Raw genomic sequence first — 19,071 nt, forward strand, 5'->3', positions numbered from 1 at the left:
ATTACTCCCCCCAGATGTCGCGGATTTGCGAATGGAATGCCTGTGCCACCTGCGGCGGATTTTCTGCACCTGCCAGCGCTCGCCCGGCGATAAAGGCTTTGACGTTGATCTGCTTAAATAACGGCAGGTCGGCAGGGGTGATCCCGCCGGTGACAGAAAGCTGCAAACCGATATCCGACAGCGCTTTCATTCTGGCGAGATCCACTTCACCCCACTGCTGACCGCTCGCCTGAGCATCGCGTCCGCGGTGGTAGATGGCTTGTTGTACGCCAGTGCGGTACCACGCGCGGGCATCGTCCAGTGTCCAGTTACCAAACAGCTCTATCTGGATTTCACCGCCGCAGCATTGTGCAACCTCATGGCCTTTTTCAATGGTTGCCAGCGGTGCGGCGCAGATGATGGTCATCCAGTTGGCGCCTGCACCAAACGCCTGTTGTGCCAGCGTTTCCCCGGCATCGGCCACTTTCCAGTCGGCGACGATGATTTTGTCCGGGCACTGCTCGCGAAGTGCGCGCACGGCTTGTAAACCCTCGGTCAGGCACAGAATGGTGCCTGCTTCGACGATGTCGACATGATCCGCAAGCAAAGCGACGTCGCGCTGCGCGGCCTGAAGTGAGGTATGGTCGAGCGCCAGTTGAAGTAATGGACGGCTCATAGGTCGAACTCCTTAACACGGGCGTGATAGCCCTGTAGTGCGGTAATCAGTAACTGGTATCGGTGGTATTTGCTCTGGTAGGCCGCATGGGCGCGCATGTCGGGTTCAATAATCCGGATGTCATGGCGCAGGGCACGCTGCGCAGCGTGGAAATCGGCATAGATGCCCGTACCGACGAGCGCGGCCAGCGCGGCGCCGGAACACCCCGTCTCTTCAACCTGTGGCAGCTCTATCGCCAGGCCGCTGACATCTGCCAGCATTTGCATCCACACATCTGAATGGGTCGGGCCGCCCGTGACGCGCAGTGACGTCACCTGCGTAAAGCGTTCGAGCATCCGGTTCAGGTGGGTCATGTGGCTGAAGACCACGCCCTCATAAACCGCCTGCAACAGATGGGCCCGGGTGTGCAGTGCCTGCATTCCGTAAAAGCCGCTGGTCATCTCCAGGCCGGCGTTGCTGCCATAGAGAAAAGGCAGAAAGAACACATCGCTCTCCGCTTTCGGTAAGCTGGCGACGGCGTGGTTAATTTCAGTGAACGACACGTCACCCCACTGCGCGGTCAGCCATTCCAGGTTGCCGGATGAGGTAGGGCTGGCTTCGTGTACGATGTACTGCTGCGGATGAACATAGCGGCCATACACATAAGGAAAGGGTTCGTTATCGCGAATGCCGTTGGCGATCCCGCTGGTTACGGCCCAGGTTCCCATCACCGCGTTAAGGGTGTATTCGTCATGTAATCCGGCGCAGATCGCGGTGGAAACCACATCAAACAGCCCGCCAACGACAGGAGTACCCGCCGCCAGACCGGTAAGCGAGGCTGCCTGAGCGGTGATTTCCCCGCAAATTTCTGCCGATCCGACAATGGGCGGAAGCGCGCCGTCTATTTCGCCAATCCCGAGCCAGCGAGTCAGCTGCGGGTCGTACTGGCCGGTGTTCATGTTGTAGAGGTTGGATTCCGAGATGTTGCTCTCTTCGCAGCCTTTTACCCCCGTCAGGCACCAGCGCAGGTAGTCGTGTGCCATCATCACGCAGCCAATCTGCTGATAACGCTGTGGTTCGTTCTCTTTGACCCAGCGCAGGAGCGATGCCGGATGCCCTGTCCACAGCGTCTGGCGCGTGTGCGGGTAGAGTTTTTCGGGAATACCGTCCTGCTGCCAGCGCTGCACAATCTCCAGTGCCCGACGGTCTGAAGAAAGCATGGCATTGCCCAGCGGCTGATCTTGTTTATCAAGAAGAAACAGCCCTTTGCCCTGAGCCGAAATCCCAACACCTTTAATTTGCTCACCGTCGACACGGGCGTTTTTGAGCAGCAGCGTGACGGTTGCATGGCAGTGCTGCCAGAGCTGGTGCATATCCCGTTCGGCATAGCCAGGGCGCGGGCTGAGGGTGGCAACCGAGCGGCGCTCAATACAGACTTCTTTTCCCTGGCTGTTGTACAAACCGGCTTTCAGATAAGTACCGCCACAATCGATACCCAGCCAGAAGGGCTCTTTTTCACTCATCTTCATCTCACTTATGCGCCGGGTGGCGCTGCGCTTACCCGGCCTACGGTTCGGTTTCAGCCCTCTCCACAGGAGAGGGCTGAGGTAAGGGCATCAGGCCGCACGTTTATGCGGATTCACCGTGGGATTCGTTTCCGATCCGGCATCGCATTTCGCCGGTAACAGCAGGGCCAGCAGTGATGCCAGCGCCAGAGATACCGCCAGGCAGTAGACCCCTGCGTCTTTGCTGTACAGCGTGATAAGCACGCCCACCGCATAAGGGCCGCAGAAACCACCGAGGTTACCCAGGGCGTTAATGACACCGCGCGCACCGCCTGCCATTTCGGCACTGAACAGACGCGCCGGAATGGTCCAGAACACGCCCGCTGCGGATTGCAGGAAGAAGCCGCAGCCCACCAGAGCGGCATAGGCCAGCCAGGTGTTCTCTTTTAGCGCCACAGAAAGGAACATGCAGAGCGCGAAGCCAATCAGAGGCAGGGAGACAAACAGTTTGCGTTTACCGGTACGGTCAGAGAGTGAAGAGAACAGGAACATGCCCGCAATCGCGCCGATGTAAGGCAGAATGGCGAGCATCCCCACCTGGCCGATACTGGTGTGTGTCAGCTCTTTCAGGATGGTTGGCAGCCAAAGGGTGTAACCGTAAATCCCGGTCTGGTAGAAGAAGTTCAGGGCGATCAACTGCCACATGGTTTTGTCAGAGAGCACGGCACCCAGCGAGGCGTTTTTCACCTCTTTGCCGGCGATGGCTTGTTGTTCAGCCGCCAGGGTTTGCACCAGGTAGTTTTTTTCAGCCTCGGAAATCCAGCGTGCTTCCTGCGGGCGGTCGTAGACGGTGAGCGCCCACAGCACCAGAACCACAATCGACAGCAGGCCTTCAATGATGAACAGCCAGCGCCAGTCGAGTGCGGTGATGATCCAGCCCGACAGCGGTGCGGTGATGATCCCGGCGATGGGCACAAACATAATCACAATAGCGTTCGCGCGACCCCGTTCGGCATCCGGGAACCAGTTACTGATCATCGTGAGTACGACAGGCAGCATCCCGCCCTCAGCCACGCCGAGTAAGAAACGTAGCACCAGCAACTGATACTGGTTTGTGACCAGACCCGTCAGTACCGAGAGCACCGCCCAGGCGACCAGCGACCAGCCAATGAATTTCTTACCACTGCCGTGAACGGCAATTTTGCCGCCAGGCACCTGGAGGAACAGATAGCCAAGAAAGAAGATCCCACCCGCCAGGCCTGCCATGGTGGCAGAAATACCCAGTTCCTCGTCCATGCCGCCAGGCATCGCAAATGCGATATTCACACGGTCCATATATGAAATAATGCAGGCGATAAGAATAGGAGGAATGATCCTTAGCCAGCGCTGGTGCGGAATATCCGCATGTAGAGCATTAGAAGAAGTGTTCATATTTAATGTCTCAGTTAATGTAACCGATATAGGGATGTTTTTTTATTGTTATTGCGTTGCTTTATTCATAGCGCTAATACCGTCGCGCAAAATGGCGATGCGATGGTCGACGTTAGCATTAGCATTTATTTCCAGTAATTTAATACCGGAGAATTTCAATGTTGCGGCGCTCGCCGCAGTAAACAGTGTTTTTGCGTGTTCAGGTGTCATTAAACTTTCGGCGCAGAACGAAGAAAACGGCGCATGAAGATCCTGCCAGTCACCGTATTCACCGGATGCGGTGGTGCCGGAGAACATCAGTGCCCCGAGCTTCCCGGCCTTGAGTGCCGCCTGAACATGCTCAACGGGCCGCGTGGTATTTCGTCCTTCAATGGCTGAACGCGCCCAGTTAATGCACACGCTGATATCGGTGTCTTTCACGACGTCCAGCACCTGCTCCAGGGGTAAAAATCCCTTACGCGGTGCGCTGCCGTTCATGGCATCGCAGTGTTCCAGAACCAGATCGCATGACCAGTCCCATCCGGCGATTTCGCGAATCGAGCGGGCGAACGCGTCAGTGGCCTGCTCAACCGAGGCATTGCCTGCCTGAGGCGCGGCCTGCATTTCCAGCGCGATCACTTTGCCCGGGAAACGCGTATTGACGGCATCAATCTTCTGACGCAAATGGCGGTAAAAATTGATGCTGGCTTTTCGCTGTTCTTCGTCCGCGGAGGCCAGGCCAAAGGCACCGTTTGTGCCACGCCGGCGCATGGTTTCCATGACCGCCGTGACCACGATTTGCCAGTCGCCAGGCGTATGCCGGAACAGCCATTCATCACCATAAGGATGCAGGTCTTCAAGGCAGGGTTGTTCCAGCCCGCGAATGTACGGTGTGTCGGAAAGTACTCGCCAGAAGGTTTGTTCTTCTTGCTCCCCTTTCTGGTGAAACGAGGGTGCGCAGGGGTACGCACCAATAATAAAACCGGTGTTGGTCATTTCGCGTTCCTGTATTTATCAGAAAATTACGGTAATTCGCTGATTGCCACTTTCACTACAATTTTACGAATTGCAGTTTCCTTGTTTTTAATACAGGCAGGACGATGAACATCCTGCGGGAAAAATATGGCGTAATTGCCAGGAGTCATTTCAATAAACGATTCGTTTTCACTGCCGTGATAAAAAATAATATCCCGTTGTTCCAGCAACGATTCACTTATTTCGTTATTACCCGTATCAATAGCGATACCTATTTTTTCTTCGCCCCAGGCGAGAAACTGGATATCCAGATAACGACGATGCACTTCGGGACGGTTTTCGTGTTTTTCCTTCGTTTTCAGGTCGAGCACCTGGGCGAAGATGTTCCGTCCGTCAATTTCCACGACGCCAGGTTCCAGCGCGGTGAAGTCTGTGTTGCGCAGAAAATCGAGTGCTTTTTCAATTGCCTGCGGCAGGCGGCACGGGTTTGGCTGCGAAATATGTCCGAATATCATGGCGTCACTCCTTACAGCGACTGGATCTTCGCCCATACGCTGTCGTCAACGGTAATACCGTTACGACGGTTCTCTTCCAGCAGGCGTGTGAATTCATGCCCCGGCAGGCGCACAGCAACGTTTTCGTCTGAGCGCTCGGCACTGGTGATGAAATCCATAATGCGCTGAAGTTTGGCATCGCGGGTTGGACCGTCGATCAGTTTATCGACCTCAATGGCGATAAAGATCTGTGACACGCCGTACTCGTCGCTGTTGTCCTGGGTGACTTCCGCCACGGAGGAGCCGTTAGAGAGCAGGGTCGCAATCATATCCAGCACGATGGACAGGCCAGAACCTTTCCAGTAGCCCATTGGCAGAATACGGCGGTTTTTCTCAATCACGCCCGGTTCTTTGGTCAGGTTGCCTTCGTCGTCAAACCCGCCGTCAACCGGCAGCGTGCGCCCGGCAAGGCGGTTCACTTCCAGCATCCCGTAAGAGAACATTGACATCGACATATCGACCATGGTGATGGGGCTAGACGGGATTGCGACGATCAGCGGGTTGGTCCCGATGCAGCACTCTTTCGAGCCCCACGCGGGCATCACGGCGATGGAGTTCGTCCAGCAAATGCCAATATAGCCTTTCTCCGCAGCCTGCCAGCCGTAGCTGCCGCCGCGCATCCAGTGGTTTGCGTTACGCAATGCCACCAGGCCAATCCCGTGGTCGGAGGCTAACTCTGTGGCGCGATCCATCATCTTTTTCGCCGTCAGATTGCCAATAGAACGCTGGGCATCCCACTGTTCGATCGCACCCAGCGTGGTCACGCGTTTTGGCAGCGCATCAGGAATGATGTCGCCTGCATCAAGCTGCTGGATAAAACGTGGGAAGCGATTCACACCATGTGAATAGACGCCTGATTCTGTGGTGCGGGCAAACATTTCCGCACAGGCATCTGCGGTATCGGCTTTGACGCCACGATTGAGCAGAACGCGATTAAATGCCGCTTTCAACTCTTCGAATGTCACTTTCATCCCTGTTCTCCTGTTCTTTTTAGGGGGCGCTGTGAGTGCTTTTTTATCTCTAAATTTCACTATGCGAAATCTGATTTCAAATATAGCGATCAATTTTTGCCAGATCAACGACATTCATGTTTTTCAAAATCGATTAAAATCAATTGGTTGTGTTTTTTCTGTTGAGATCGTGAACTGAGCCACACTTTGCGCTACCATCAGGGCGCGATAAAAAGGAGCCATTTGATGAGCATGAAAGAGAGCGAAATGACGCAAGAAAAAGAGAGGCCAGCAGGTAGCCAGAGCTTGTTTCGCGGCCTGATGCTGATTGAGATCCTCAGTAACTACCCGAATGGGTGTCCGCTTGCGCATTTATCAGAACTTGCGGGGCTGAATAAGAGCACCGTGCACCGTCTGTTACAGGGGTTGCAGTCGTGCGGGTATGTCACACCAGCCCCGGCCGCGGGCAGTTATCGCCTGACCACTAAATTTATTGCCGTCGGGCAGAAGGCGCTGTCGTCGCTGAACATCATCCACGTGGCGGCGCCGCATCTTGAGACGCTGAACATCGCCACGGGTGAGACGGTGAACTTCTCCAGCCGGGAAGATGACCATGCCATTCTGATTTACAAACTGGAGCCGACGACCGGGATGCTGCGTACGCGTGCCTATATTGGCCAGCATATGCCGCTCTACTGTTCTGCAATGGGTAAGATTTATATGGCGTTTGGCCACCAGGATTATGTGGCGAGCTACTGGGACAGCCATCAGGAGCAGATCCAGCCTCTGACGCGTAACACCATTACTGAACTCAGCGCCATGTACGATGAGCTGGCGGAGATCCGCGAACACAGCGTGGCAATGGATAAAGAAGAGAATGAACTGGGCGTGTCGTGTATCGCCGTGCCGGTCTTTGATATTCATGGCCGCGTGCCGTACGCCATCTCCATATCGCTTTCTACCTCGCGTATGAAGCAGGTGGGCGAGAAGAACCTGTTAAAACCCCTGCGTGAAACCGCAGAGGCGATTTCACGCGAGCTGGGCTTTACCGTGCGCAGCTAAACGTCTGGCAAAAAGCCAGATCGGGTGGCAAATGCCACAAATCTGGCTCCTTTCCCCTGTTTGATCAAAGCGCTGTCGCGCACCTCTCTGGCACTCTGCGGTTTTAAGCGCGCAGGCGGAGTGAAGAGATGAACCGGTTTATTGTTGCTGATTCGGCAAAGTGCATTGGCTGTCGCACCTGCGAAGTGGCCTGCGTGGTTTCGCATCAGGACACGCAGGATTGCGCAGCCGTTACTGCCGTGGCGTTCTCTTCGCGTATCCGGGTGATAAAAGGCGGGGCATTTACTACTGCGGTGGCGTGTCATCAGTGCGAAGACGCACCCTGTGCGAATGTGTGCCCAACCCAGGCAATTCGTTCTGAGGCGGGAGTTTGGCGGGTGGAGCAGTCCCGCTGTATTGGCTGCAAGAGCTGTATGGTGGCCTGCCCGTTTGGGGCGATGCAGGTTGCCGTGGTCGCGGAACACGCTCAGGCGCTGAAATGCGATTTGTGCGCGCATCGCGCGGACGGGCCAGCCTGCGTTGCTGCTTGCCCGACTCACGCGCTGAGCTGTGTTGATCCCGCCAGATTACGCGCCGAACGTCTGCGTTATCTGGCGTAGGGCGTTACTGGCCGCCTTCGCGCCAGGCGATTTCAATCTCTTCTGCGAGAATTTTCACGCCAGCTTCAATTTTGTCCGGATCGGGAACGTAGTTCATACGCATACACTGGTGCGTGTGCGGCCACGGCTTATCCAGGCCCGGGAAGAAGTAATCCCCCGGTACCATCAGGACACCGCGTTTTTTCAGGCGCTGATAAAGCAGCTCCGTCGAAATCGGCAGATCCTTAAACCACAGCCACAGGAATATCGCCCCTTCCGGTTTATGGATAAGGCAACGTTCTTCCGGTAAATAGCGGCGAAGAATGGTAATCGTGTCCTGAACGCGCTGGTAATAGAACGGTTTAATCACGTCGTTTGACAGGCGCAGCAGGTCGTTGCGTTTGATCATTTCGCACATCATTGCCGGGCCGATACCGCCAGGAGAAAGGCTGATAATGCCGTTCATGTTGGTGATGGCAGTGATGATTTTTTCGTTGGCAACGATGATGCCGCAGCGGCTACCCGGCAGGCCGAGCTTGGAAAGGCTCATGCACAGCACAATGTTCGGGTTCCACAGCGGGCGTGCCTCGCTGAAGATGATGCCAGGGAAAGGCACGCCGTAGGCATTATCAATCACCAGCGGGATGCCGTGCTGATTCGCCAGCGCATCCAGCTTCATCAGTTCGTCGTCGGTGATGACGTTGCCTGTCGGGTTGGTTGGACGCGACACGCAGATCATGCCCGTCTCTTCACCAATGTGCAGGTGTTCAAAATCGACGTGATACTTGAACTGGCCTTCCGGCAGCAGCTCGATATTCGGACGCGCAGAAACAAACAGGTCTTCTTCCAGGCCGGAATCGGCGTAGCCGATGTATTCCGGGGCCAGCGGGAACAGCACTTTTTTGGTAGTGCCGTCGGCGCGACGTCCTGCAAAGAGATTAAACAAGTAGAAAAATGCGCTCTGACTGCCGTTTGTCAGTGCAATATTCTGTGGCTCGATATCCCAACCCAGCTCTTCACGCAGCATATCGGCAAGGAGGGTGAGCAGCTCTGTTTTACCCTGAGGGCCATCGTAATTGCAAAGCGCATCAGTCGCTTTACCGTTTTCCAGCATGTTGGCCAGCAGGGTCTGGAAATATTCATTCATCTCCGGGATTTGAGCCGGGTTTCCGCCGCCGAGCATGATTGCGCCCGGTGTGCGCAGCCCGTCGTTGAGATCCTCCATCAGGCGGGTAATGCCTGAATGGCGGGTAAATTTGTCGCCGAAAAGTGAAAACGTCATAGCAGGTGATCTGTCGAGCTTATTATGAAAGTGGGTAACCATAACGCTAGCATCGGGCGGGTGCAAATCGAGTGAAACGACAGGGTTTGTTGTTTTATGTGGTGACGGTGTGTTTATGTGGTGAATTGTTCTGCTGGTTTAACCCCCTCCCTTTCGGGAGAGGGTTAAGGTGAGGAGTTACTGATTTCCTGCCCACACGACCATGGCTTTATCGCCATTGTGCTCACGCACAAAACCGTACCCGTCTTTTAGCGACAGCGTGGTTTGCTTACCTTCGCCAATGGCCGGGTGGCGGGCGCGGAACTGCCCCAGGATCTGCCAGTGGGCAACGGTTAACGCCTCTTTACCCGTGACATCCTGCCAGTTCATATCCGAACGTGTTCCCTGAAGTGGGTCAGATCCTGTCGGGCCAAATGGGCGTTCGGATTCATCCCCGTAGTAGATTTGCACGCTTCCTGGCGCCAGCAGGAGCAGCTCTGCGGCACGTTGCCCTCCTTCACGGAACAGGCGGGTATCGTGCGAAGAGAGATAGCTCAGGACATTGAATCCCTGGAGTTTTTCCGCCATTTGCTGCCAGGTTAAGTCGATATCGGCCAGGCAATCCACCGCTTTCGCCGCCTGTTCCTGGTAGTCGAAGTTAATCATTGCGTCGAAACCGTGGCGGTAATAGTCGCTCTGCATAACCCCGTGGCCCCAGGATTCTCCGGTCATCCAGAACGGGGCATCATCGAGCTTTTTGGTCGGGTTTTCTGCTTTCCACGCCTTTAACGCTGCGCTTGCCTGGTCTTTCAGCTGCTGCCACGCGGCAAGTTCGACATGTTTAGCCGTGTCGACACGAAAACCGTCGATGCCGTAATCGCGTACCCACTGGCTGAGCCAGTGAGTCAGGTAATCGCGTGGCGTGTAGCCCGCAATCTCTTTGGCGTGGGTGTCTGGCTTGTGTTGATAAAAGTTTGGCAGGCCGGAAGGGACGGTCGATTCCGTTTTCAGGTCAGGTAAAAACGCCAGCGACATGGTTAAGTCGTCATAACCCGGGCTGTCGTAATCGCCGATATCGGTGCGTATCCATTTTTTGCCCCACCATTTTTCCCACGCGGCTTTGTCACTGAAATTAATATAATCGTTAAAACTGTGCCAGCTCTGGCCCGCGCCTGGCTTCCAGTCAGTCCAGTGTTCGCCCAGGGTCTTTTTCAGCTCGTCGCCTTGCAGGTACAGTGCGCCGAACCGGAATTCCTGCATATCGGCGAGCGTGGCGTAACCCGTGTGGTTCATTACGATATCGAACAGGATGCGGATACCGCGCTTGTGGGCTTCATCAATCAGATGACGCAAGTCGTCTTCCGTGCCCATATTGGCATCCAGTTTTGTCCAGTCCTGCGTGTAGTAGCCGTGATAAGCGTAGTGAGGGAAGTCGCCTTTCGTACCTCCACCCACCCAACCGTGGATCTGTTCCAGCGGGGAGCTTATCCAGAGCGCGTTAACACCCAGCTGCTGTAAGTAATCGAGTTTACTGGCGAGGCCTTTGAGGTCACCGCCGTGGAATGTGCCAATCTCCTGCATCCCGTCTTTATGGCGACCGTAGCTGTTGTCATTCGTCGGATCGCCATTAACGTAGCGGTCGGTCAGTACGAAGTAGACGGCAGCGTTTTGCCAGCTGAAGGGAGCAGGTTTGTCGGTTTCGGCGCGCTCCAGCAGCAACAACCCATTGCTGTTAGCCGCGGGCTGAAGTGTGATTTTTCCCTTCTGTACGGTCGCGGTTTGCTTGCTGTAGAAATCGCGCACCACTGAGCCTTCAGGGAAGGTACTGCTCACGTCCAGAGTCAGCGGTTTTCCGTCCCATTTTGGGCACTGACGGATAACGTTTGCCACCGGCTGTTCCGTCGCGCTTTGGATCGTCAGCATCAGGGTTGGTGTGCCAGAACGGGTATCGACACGCATCTGGTAGTCGGCATCGCGGAACAGACGCCACTGCGGTGGTGTACCTTCGCAGGGTTTAAGCGATAACATCTCATTGAGTTTTATGGCATCTGTTGGCTGCCAGCACGCGTTGTCAAAACTCACCGTCAAAGGACGGGTACCCTTCGCGAGCTTTGCATGGCTGGTAAATATCCCGGTGCCTTCGGCACTGAACGCGCCAAAACCCGGCGATGTCCAGTCGGCGTGTGCCAGTGCGGGTAACATCAGAAAAGCTAATGCAGTGCGTTTCATTCCATTTTCCTGTCGCGGCATTTTTGACCAGTGTGCCACCAGGTAAACTCGAGAAACTCATCCCTTTGCGCTTTCTGAGAGGGTGATGTGAAAGGATGAGTGATCCCGCGCAAAATTAAGCAGTTATCTGCGATAACGCACACAATTTTTCAGGAATGATGTTTTAGTGAGCAACTTTTAGGTGACATAGTTTCGGAATTGGACTATTTCTTTAGGTGCTCTGGAAGTCTATTTTTGATATGATTTGAGATTCCGCTCTCAAATTTGTGAAAAAAATAAGGTGTTGGAATGTTTAAATCCGACCAGGAGACCTAATGATATCGACTCCCATTCGACGATTTGGGGCTACGATACTCATGTTACTCACCGTGTCATTTTCAGGTGAGGTGCTTGCGAAAACGCACACGGATACATCGAGTCACAAAGCCCACGTCATAAAGACGACGAGTAAAAGTAAGGTTAGCAGTAAACAAGAGTATTCTCGCAATAGTGCAAAGAGTAGTTCACTTCCTGATTTGCGAAAATACCCTTCCGGGACACCAAGGAAAAAAGCGTTTCTCCGGACGGTAATGCCTTATATTACAAGTCAAAATGCCGCGATTACTGCGGATCGTAACTGGCTAATATCAAAGCAGTACGATAGCCGCTGGTCGCCGTCTGAACGCACGCGTCTGAAAGAAATCGCGCAACGCTACAAGATCAGCTGGAACGGTAACACGCGTCGCGTGCCGTGGAATGCGTTGTTAGAGCGTGTGGATATCATCCCGGGCAGCATGGTAGCGACCATGGCCGCAGCCGAAAGTGGCTGGGGGACGTCAAAGCTGGCGCGTAGCAACAATAATCTCTTCGGTATGAAGTGCGTCAAAGGCCGCTGTAACAATGCGCCAGGCACGGTGAAAGGGTATTCACAGTTTGAGTCTGTGAAAGACTCTGTGAACGCCTATGTGGTGAATCTGAACACGCACCCGGCATACTCCTCATTCCGTAAGTCACGCGCTCAGCTGCGTAAAGCGGATCAGGAAGTCACGGCAAGTACGATGATCCACAAGCTGAAAGGTTATTCCACCCAGGGACAGAGCTATAACAACTATCTGTTCGCGATGTACCAGGATAACCAGCGCTTAATCGCCGCACATATGTAATCCTCAAAAAAGCGCCTTCCACCGGAAGGCGTTTTTCTTTTCTGCATCAGACTACATCAGCACTTCACTGTGACGCTCCCGATATTCCTTCGGCGTGGTGTCGTACTCTTTCTTGAATACCGAATAGAAGTATTGCAGCGACGGGTAACCGCACATCTGCGATATCTCGTTGATCGACAGCGAAGTAGAGACCAGCAGGCTACGTGCCTTTTCCAGTTTTTCGGCGTGAATGACAGCATGAATGGTTTCGCCAACCTCTTCCTTGAAGCGTTTCTCCAGGTTGGAGCGCGAGATGCCAACCGAATCCAGCACCTGATCGACTTTGATACCTTTGCAGGCATGGTTGCGAATGTAGTGCATAGCCTGGATCACGGCCGGGTCGTTCAGGGAACGGTAATCTGTTGAACGGCGTTCCACCACCCGAACGGGAGGAACCAGTAAACGCTGGAGCGGCAAGGCTTCGTTATCCAGCAGCCGGTGGAGTAATTTCGCCGCCTGATACCCCATCTGGCGTGTTCCCTGTGCAACCGACGACAGCGCCACGCGTGACAGATAACGGGTAAGTTCCTCGTTATCGATACCGATGACACACAGCTTTTCGGGAACGGGAATGTGTAAATGCTCGCAGACCTGTAGCACATGACGAGCACGAGCATCGGTTACCGCGATAATGCCGGTTTGCGGAGGCAAGGTTTGCAGCCAGTCCGCAAGGCGGTTTTGCGCGTGCTGCCAGTTTTCAGGCGCAGTTTCCAGCCCCTGATACACCACCCCACGATACTTCTCCTGCGCAACCAGCTGGCAGAAGGCGTATTCCCGCTCCATTGCCCAGCGTTTACCGCTCGAGGCGGGCAGGCCATAAAATGCAAAGCGATGAACGCCTTTCTCTTTTAAATGCAAAAAGGCGCTTTCGACCAGCGCATGATTATCAGTCGCGATGTAGTTAACCGGCGGGTAGTTTTCGGGTGAATGGTAAGAGCCGCCGACGCCCACAATCGGGACGTCGACGTCGGTAAGCAACTGTTCGATGACGGGGTCGTCGTAATCAGCGATCACGCCATCGCCAAGCCAGTCTTTGATATTTTCAATGCGAGCCCGGAAATCTTCTTCGATGAAAATATCCCACTCCGATTGCGACGCCTGCAAATATTCGCCTACACCTTCAACCACCTGGCGGTCGTAGGCTTTGTTGGCATTGAATAACAACGTAATGCGGTGACGCTTCTCAAACATGGCTTATTTTCCCAAATAAGTAACAATGCTGTTATCAGGCCCGTCGCTTGGTGGCAGAGTCCATCCAGACTGCCAACAACAGAATGGCTCCCTTGACGATATACTGCCAAAAGGTCGGGACGTCCATCATACTCATTCCGTTATCCAGCGAAGCCATAATAAATGCGCCCATCACCGCGCCCGCCACGCTGCCTACACCCCCGGCGAGACTGGTGCCACCAATGACGCAGGCAGCGATGGCATCCAGTTCAGCGATGTTCCCCGCAGACGGTGAACCGGCTCCCAGACGTGAACTGAGTATCAGCCCGGCGATCGCGACCATCAGGCCGTTGATTGCAAAGACGGCGAGCTTCGTGCGTTCTACATTAATACCCGACAGTCGCGCCGCCTCCAGGTTGCCGCCAATCGCATAAATACGGCGACCAAATGCGGTGCGCGTGGCCATAAACATGCCCGCCAGCAGCAGAAGTGCTAACAGCAACACCGGGGTCGGTACGCCACGATAGTCGTTCAGAAGCCAGATGGCGCCCAGTACGATCACCGCAGTCAGCGCCTGACGCCCGACAAGCGATGTCGAGGGGGCAGAGGCAAGCCCCAGCGCCTGACGGCGCATACGCCCGCGCCACTGCCAGGCAACGAAGGCCATTAACCCTACCACACCGAGCGTGAAGCCTAATCCTCCAGAGAGATAGCTCTGCCCAATTTGTGACATGGATGCGCTGGTCGGCGACACGGTTGTGCCGTTAGTAATACCAATCAAAATGCCCCGGAAAGCCAACATGCCGGCAAGCGTGACAATAAACGAGGGGACTTTGCGATAGGCAACCCACCATCCATTCCAGGCGCCGAGCACCAGACCCATGATCAGCGTGACGGCAACAGTGAGCGGTAGCGGCCAGCCTAACCAGACATCGAAAATGGCGGCCACACCGCCAAGCAGACCCATCATTGAACCAACGGAGAGGTCTATCTCGGCGGAGATAATCACAAATACCATGCCCACGGCCAGGATGCCTGTGATGGCCGTCTGGCGCAGCAGGTTGGAAACGTTACGTGCGCTCAGGTAAGAGCCATCGGTCATCCAGGTAAAAAACAGCATGATGACGATAATCGCGGCAATCATGACAAAGACTTGCAGGTTCAGTACCTTAAGCCCCGCGAACGCGCCTGGCGTCGGTGCAGCGACTTTAAGATCAGACGGATTGCTTTTCGACATGGCGTTCGCTCCTTAATGCGGCTTCCATCACCTGCTCTTGCGTCAGGCTTTGGTTAATCAGGTTGGCTTTTAATTTCCCTTCATGCATGACCAGCACGCGGTCGCTCAGACCAAGCACTTCCGGGAGCTCAGAAGAAATGACAATGACGGCAATCCCTTGCTGCACAAGCTGATTAATCAGTTTGTAGATTTCGTATTTTGCGCCGATGTCGATCCCGCGCGTTGGCTCATCCAGTATTAAAATGCGGGGATTGAGCAGCAGGCAGCGCGCCAGTATCGCTTTTTGTTGATTGCCCCCGCTCAGGCGACCAATGGCCAGTTCCGGGGAGGAGGTTTTTACCTTAAGCCGGGCAAGCGACTGGAGAATGCACTGCTGCTCGGCGGCATCGTCGAGGCTGCTGAGTGCACCAGAAAACTGGTTGAGGGCGGCAAGTGTGATGTTTTTACCCACGGCCATTACCGGAACAATGCCGTCTTTTTTACGGTCTTCCGGCACCATCGCGATGCCCTGTGCAATGGCCTGCTGGCAGTTGTCGATGTGTACTGGCTTGCCATCGATATAAATGCTGCCTTCCCAGCGCCCCGGCCAGACGCCGAACAGGCACTGTACTGCTTCGGTGCGCCCGGCGCCGACCAGCCCGGCGATGCCGAGGATCTCGCCGCGATGAAGTGAGAAGGAGATATTGTTCACGCGCTTGATGTGGCGGTTAACGGGGTGCCATGCAGTCAGGTTTTCAACGCGTAACACTTCATCCCCAATGGTATGGGGTTCGTTCGGATACAGCGCGGTGAGCTCGCGGCCGACCATCATGGTAATGATGTCGTCTTCGCTCATACCTGCCGCTTCGCGCGTGCCGATGTGCTGACCATCGCGGATCACGCAGATGGTGTCCGAAATGGCTTTCACTTCATTGAGCTTGTGCGAAATATAGATACAGGCAATGCCGTGGTGTTGCAGGTCGCGGATGATGTTGAGCAGCACGGCCGTTTCCTGTTCGGTGAGCGATGCCGTGGGTTCATCGAGTATTAACAGGCGCACCTGTTTGTTCAGCGCTTTGGCAATTTCAACCAGCTGTTGTTGGCCCAGCCCTAAATCTCCCACGCGCGTATTGGGTGAAATTGCGAGGCTCACCTGCGCCAGCAGCTTTTCACAGCGCAGCGTCATGGTGTCGTAATCCAGCACGCCGTGACGTGAAATCTCAGCGCCCAGGAAGATATTTTCCAGCACGGTGAGATGCTTAACCAGTGCCAGCTCCTGATGAATGATAGCGATGCCTTTGCGTTCGGTATCGCGGATGTGTGTGGCCTGAATCACCTCTCCGGCAAAGACGATTTCGCCGTCGTAGCTGCCGTGAGGATAGATCCCGCACAACACTTTCATCAGTGTTGATTTACCCGAACCGTTTTCACCACACAGTGAAACCACCTCTCCGGCGTTGAGCCGCAGGCTGACGTTATCGACGGCTTTCACCGCGCCGAAAGCTTTGGTGATGCTTTTCATTTCTAGTAAATAAGGCATAACTGCTCCACATGACCCGAAGTAAGAACAGCACAAGTCGATGCGCCCCCGCAGGGCAGGGGCAGCGCTGGATTACAGTTCACTCTTTTTGTGGAAACCGTCTTTAATCACGGTGGCGTCAATGTTCTCTTTATTGACTTCGATCGGGGTGAGCAGGCGAGACGGAACATCTTTCAGGCCGTTGTTCAGGCTAGTGTCTGCTTTGGGTTGTTGGTTATTGCCCAGCTCAACGGCAATTTCAGCTGCCGTGTTGGCGAGTTCGGTGATGGGTTTGTAGACGGTCATGGTTTGCGTGCCGGCGATAATACGTTTAACGCCCGCGAGATCGGCATCCTGACCTGAAATCGCGACTTTACCGGCAAGGCCCTGTGCGCTGAGCGCCTGAATGGCACCGCCAGCGGTCGCATCATTGGACGCAACAACAGCGTCAATTTTGTTGTTATTGGCGGTTAAGGCGTTTTCCATAATTTTCAGCGCATTTTCTGGAAGCCAGCCATCTGCCCATTGATCGCCCACCACTTTGATTTTGCCATCATCAATATAGGGCTTAAGCACTTTCATTTGCCCTTCACGGAATAGTTTGGCGTTGTTATCGACCGGCGAGCCGCCCATCAGGAAATAATTCCCCTGAGGCACTTTATCAACCAGACTTTTTGCCTGTAATTCACCGACTTTTTCATTGTCGAATGAAATATAAAAATCAATATCCGCATTATTAATCATGCGATCATAGGCTAAAACTTTTATACCTTCTTGTTTTGCTTCTTTAACTACGTTACTTAACACCTGGCCGTTATAAGGGATAATGACCAGGACATCTACGCCACGGTTAATCATATTCTCGATTTGCGACATTTGGGTTTCTTCGTTGCCGTTAGCCGACTGAACAAACACCTCTGCGCCAAGCGATTCCGCTTTTTTCACAAAAATATCGCGATCTTTTTGCCAGCGTTCAAGGCGTAAATCGTCAATAGCCATGCCGATTTTTACCTCTTTTGCATGACCAGCAAAGCTTGCAAGCAGGAGAGTAGTGCAGAGAGTAAGGGACAGGTTCTTTATCTTCATAATTATAGGGCCTTTTTGTAGGTGATGTGCTGCTGAGATAAAAGAAACATTCACTGCTGTAGACGCAGCAAATTTTTAACGTGGAATGGCTGACTGGCAATTACAGATTTTTATCTTCTCATTATGATATTTGGTTTATTTCTGAATTTATGACAGCGATCTGATTTTAAAAAGCGTAACTTATTAATTACACGCAAATCTGGAATACGCGCCGAAAAATAGTTTGCCTGCGCATTATTTTGCGAGCCAGCGCACAGTTGTGCATTCTCTCAATAGCAGTGTGAAATAACGTAATTGAGCAAGTCCAAATGTCTATTCACTATTACTCCAGTATCGACTACTCGCCGCATCCCTTGATTATGGAGCTCAATATGCAAGCTTATTTCGACCAACTCGATCGCGTTCGTTACGAAGGCCCGAAAACGGCCAATCCTTTAGCATTTCGTCACTACAACCCGGATGAGCTGGTGCTGGGTAAGCGCATGGAAGACCATCTGCGCTTTGCCGCCTGTTACTGGCACACCTTCTGCTGGAATGGCGCCGATATGTTCGGTGTGGGTTCCTTCGACCGCCCGTGGCAGCAACCCGGCGAAGCCATTGAGCTGGCGAAGCGTAAAGCGGATGTCGCGTTTGAATTCTTCCACAAGCTGAACGTGCCGTATTACTGCTTCCACGATGTGGATGTGTCACCGGAAGGCGCATCCCTGAAAGAGTATCTGAACAACTTCGCACAAATGGTTGACGTGCTGGCGGCAAAACAGCAGCAAAGTGGCGTGAAGCTGCTGTGGGGCACCGCAAACTGCTTCACTAACCCGCGTTATGGTGCCGGTGCGGCAACAAACCCTGATCCAGAAGTGTTCAGCTGGGCCGCCACCCAGGTGGTGACCGCAATGAACGCAACCCATCAGCTTGGCGGCGAAAACTATGTTCTCTGGGGTGGTCGCGAAGGGTATGAAACCCTGCTGAACACCGATTTGCGCCAGGAGCGTGAACAGATCGGTCGCTTTATGCAGATGGTTGTCGAGCACAAACACAAAATTGGTTTCCGCGGCACGCTGCTGATTGAGCCGAAACCGCAAGAGCCAACCAAGCATCAGTACGATTATGATGTCGCTACCGTATACGGCTTCCTGAAGCAGTTTGGTCTGGAAAAAGAGATCAAAGTGAACATCGAAGCCAACCACGCCACGCTGGCGGGCCACTCTTTCCATCACGAAATCGCCTCTGCCATTGCGCTCGGTATCTTTGGCTCCGTAGATGCGAACCGTGGCGATGCACAGCTGGGCTGGGATACCGATCAGTTCCCGAACAGCGTCGAAGAAAACGCGCTGGTGATGTACGAAATCATCAAAGCGGGCGGCTTCACCACGGGTGGCCTGAACTTCGATGCCAAAGTGCGCCGTCAGAGCACTGACAAATATGACCTGTTCTACGGCCACATCGGTGCGATGGACACCATGGCGCTGGCGCTGAAAGTCGCGGCTCGTATGATTGAAGACGGTGAGCTGGATAAACGCGTGGCGAAGCGTTATAGCGGCTGGAACAGTGAGCTGGGCCAGCAAATTTTGAAAGGCCAGTTATCACTTGCTGAAATCGCGAAGTACGCTGAACAGCACCATCTGGCGCCGCAGCATCAAAGCGGACACCAGGAGTTGCTGGAAAACCTGGTGAATCACTACCTGTTCGATAAGTAACAGCGAGCTGAAGACGTGCATAGGCCCGGTAAGCGTAACGCCACCGG

The 19,071-nt window shown here is 54.0% G+C and carries 16 protein-coding genes; 4 read left to right on the forward strand and 12 right to left on the reverse strand.

All coding sequences use genetic code 11. The annotated features are described in order from the left end of the window. Window position 1 precedes the first annotated feature (1 nt). From ulaD to yiaK, 6 genes are all read right to left on the reverse strand, one after another. A complete protein-coding gene (gene ulaD, locus N1249_RS00765) occupies window positions 2–655 on the reverse strand; it encodes a 3-keto-L-gulonate-6-phosphate decarboxylase UlaD (RefSeq protein ID WP_259833794.1) in 654 nt (217 codons plus the stop codon). After that, window positions 652–2,157 carry an FGGY-family carbohydrate kinase gene (locus tag N1249_RS00770; RefSeq protein ID WP_259833797.1) on the reverse strand — a complete coding sequence of 502 codons (1,506 nt, stop codon included), beginning with the start codon at window positions 2,155–2,157 and terminating at the stop codon, window positions 652–654. Before N1249_RS00770 ends, ulaD begins: the two co-directional genes overlap by 4 nt. A gap of 93 nt (window positions 2,158–2,250) precedes the next feature. Next, window positions 2,251–3,570 carry an MFS transporter gene (locus N1249_RS00775; RefSeq protein WP_259833799.1) on the reverse strand — a complete coding sequence of 440 codons (1,320 nt, stop codon included), beginning with the start codon at window positions 3,568–3,570 and terminating at the stop codon, window positions 2,251–2,253. Window positions 3,571–3,618: 48 nt separating this feature from the next. Next, a complete protein-coding gene (locus N1249_RS00780; protein WP_259833800.1) occupies window positions 3,619–4,545 on the reverse strand; it encodes a DUF4862 family protein in 927 nt (308 codons plus the stop codon). Window positions 4,546–4,571: 26 nt separating this feature from the next. Further along, window positions 4,572–5,039: a YhcH/YjgK/YiaL family protein gene (locus N1249_RS00785; RefSeq protein ID WP_259838276.1), complete on the reverse strand. Its 468-nt coding sequence runs from the start codon at window positions 5,037–5,039 to the stop codon at window positions 4,572–4,574. An 11-nt stretch (window positions 5,040–5,050) separates the two neighbouring features. Next, window positions 5,051–6,049, reverse strand: a complete 999-nt coding sequence (yiaK, locus tag N1249_RS00790; protein WP_259833801.1) for a 3-dehydro-L-gulonate 2-dehydrogenase — start codon at window positions 6,047–6,049, stop codon at window positions 5,051–5,053. A 225-nt stretch (window positions 6,050–6,274) separates the two neighbouring features. On the opposite strand from yiaK, the gene yiaJ reads away from it, so the two are divergent. Beyond that, on the forward strand, window positions 6,275–7,090 hold the full coding sequence (gene yiaJ / locus N1249_RS00795; RefSeq protein ID WP_259833802.1) for an IclR family transcriptional regulator YiaJ: 816 nt from the start codon (window positions 6,275–6,277) through the stop codon (window positions 7,088–7,090). A 128-nt stretch (window positions 7,091–7,218) separates the two neighbouring features. Continuing rightward, window positions 7,219–7,689, forward strand: coding sequence for a 4Fe-4S binding protein (locus N1249_RS00800; RefSeq protein ID WP_259833803.1), 471 nt, complete (start codon window positions 7,219–7,221; stop codon window positions 7,687–7,689). 4 nt (window positions 7,690–7,693) lie between these two features. On the opposite strand, the gene avtA is transcribed toward N1249_RS00800, so the two are convergent. After that, window positions 7,694–8,950, reverse strand: coding sequence for a valine--pyruvate transaminase (gene avtA / locus N1249_RS00805; RefSeq protein ID WP_259833804.1), 1,257 nt, complete (start codon window positions 8,948–8,950; stop codon window positions 7,694–7,696). A 177-nt stretch (window positions 8,951–9,127) separates the two neighbouring features. Next, complete coding sequence (locus N1249_RS00810) at window positions 9,128–11,158, reverse strand: alpha-amylase (RefSeq protein ID WP_259833805.1); 2,031 nt, start codon at window positions 11,156–11,158, stop codon at window positions 9,128–9,130. A 314-nt stretch (window positions 11,159–11,472) separates the two neighbouring features. On the opposite strand from N1249_RS00810, the gene N1249_RS00815 reads away from it, so the two are divergent. After that, window positions 11,473–12,300, forward strand: coding sequence for a protein bax (locus N1249_RS00815; RefSeq protein WP_259833808.1), 828 nt, complete (start codon window positions 11,473–11,475; stop codon window positions 12,298–12,300). Window positions 12,301–12,351: 51 nt separating this feature from the next. Here the strand turns inward: N1249_RS00815 and xylR are convergent, their stop codons facing one another. From xylR to xylF, 4 genes are all read right to left on the reverse strand, one after another. Continuing rightward, entirely contained in the window at window positions 12,352–13,530 is a 1,179-nt protein-coding gene (gene xylR / locus N1249_RS00820) for a D-xylose utilization transcriptional activator XylR (protein ID WP_259833810.1), read from the reverse strand. A 34-nt stretch (window positions 13,531–13,564) separates the two neighbouring features. Further along, window positions 13,565–14,746 (reverse strand): xylose ABC transporter permease XylH, encoded by a 1,182-nt coding sequence (gene xylH / locus N1249_RS00825; RefSeq protein WP_259833812.1) that lies wholly within the window; start codon window positions 14,744–14,746, stop codon window positions 13,565–13,567. Next, a complete protein-coding gene (locus tag N1249_RS00830; protein ID WP_259833814.1) occupies window positions 14,724–16,265 on the reverse strand; it encodes a xylose ABC transporter ATP-binding protein in 1,542 nt (513 codons plus the stop codon). The genes xylH and N1249_RS00830 overlap by 23 nt, the downstream gene beginning before the upstream one ends. Before the next feature lie 72 nt (window positions 16,266–16,337). Beyond that, a complete protein-coding gene (gene xylF, locus N1249_RS00835) occupies window positions 16,338–17,330 on the reverse strand; it encodes a D-xylose ABC transporter substrate-binding protein (RefSeq protein WP_259838278.1) in 993 nt (330 codons plus the stop codon). A gap of 371 nt (window positions 17,331–17,701) precedes the next feature. Between xylF and xylA the strand changes: the two genes are divergently transcribed. Then, the gene (xylA, locus tag N1249_RS00840; protein ID WP_259838280.1) at window positions 17,702–19,024 is read left to right on the forward strand and encodes a xylose isomerase; all 1,323 of its coding nucleotides are present in this window, start codon (window positions 17,702–17,704) and stop codon (window positions 19,022–19,024) included. Window positions 19,025–19,071 lie beyond the last annotated feature (47 nt).

The organism is Enterobacter sp. CP102, from assembly GCF_025152625.1.
Taxonomy (GTDB): domain Bacteria; phylum Pseudomonadota; class Gammaproteobacteria; order Enterobacterales; family Enterobacteriaceae; genus Enterobacter; species Enterobacter soli.